This window comes from Phormidesmis priestleyi ULC007 (assembly GCF_003003695.1).
In the GTDB taxonomy this organism is placed as follows: domain Bacteria; phylum Cyanobacteriota; class Cyanobacteriia; order Leptolyngbyales; family Leptolyngbyaceae; genus Phormidesmis_A; species Phormidesmis_A priestleyi_A.
Genome location: NZ_PVWG01000137.1, coordinates 1 through 864 on the forward strand (window position 1 = coordinate 1; position 864 = coordinate 864).

The following is an 864-nucleotide window of genomic DNA, read 5'->3' on the forward strand; positions in this document are numbered from 1 at the left end:
CCTCCCAGTTAGATCCGTGCGTGCAAGTTTTCCCGCACACGGCTCCCGATTCAATCAGGCTGTGCCTTTGCTCCTGTGTGCGTAATTATGGCAGGACTCGTGTAGAGCCTCCAGATTTGTCGCTTTCCAGTTGTGGTGATTTCCATCTTTATGATGCAGGTGAACCTGTTCCTCAGAGGTCATCTTGTATCCACAACAAGTACAGGAATGGTTTTGTCGTTTTAGGACTCTAGAGGTCGCACCGTCATAGAGTTTACTGTTACGTTCACTCCAGTACGTTAAGTCGCCATCGTAAGGGGATTTCTCCCCTTTGACATTGACGTGTTTGTTTTCGGAGTAAGGAACGGCAGGAAATGCCTGATCTAACAATCTCTTGGTAGAGTAGCGAGTCTGCTTAGTTTCCTTGTTGAACACTTTGTACGCTCTGTGTTGGAGAAAGTACAGCGAGAATCGTGACCCCTCCAGTTTGCAGAAGCGGTGGTAGTTCCTCCAGCCTCTAACCACGGGTGCCAGCTTGAGCGCTTTGACCGTGGCTCCATAGTTTGAGTGGTTAACAATGGCTTTTACTTTCTGGCGGAATGCTTTGAAGTTGTCCACCGAAGGGACGCTTCTAAACTTTCCGTTGGTTTGCACTTTGAAGTGCCACCCTAGGAAGTCGAATCCATCTGTCGTGCATCTAAGTTTGGTCTTCCGCTCACTGACCTTCAGTCCCCGTTCTGCCAAGAATTTGCTGATTCGCGTCAAAATTTCCTCTGCATCGTCTTGAGGTTTGAGGATAAACACCATATCGTCGGCGTACCGAACGCTTTGATGAATGTCTTCAATCCCGTTGAGAGCGATGTTCGCGAGTAGTGGGCTAACCAC

The 864-nt window shown here is 48.7% G+C and carries 1 protein-coding gene; it reads right to left on the reverse strand.

Translation table 11 applies throughout. The features are described from left to right. Positions 1-54 precede the first annotated feature (54 nt). The coding region (locus C7B65_RS27045) for a reverse transcriptase domain-containing protein (RefSeq protein WP_244913310.1) at positions 55-864 on the reverse strand (810 nt) is incomplete at its 5' end.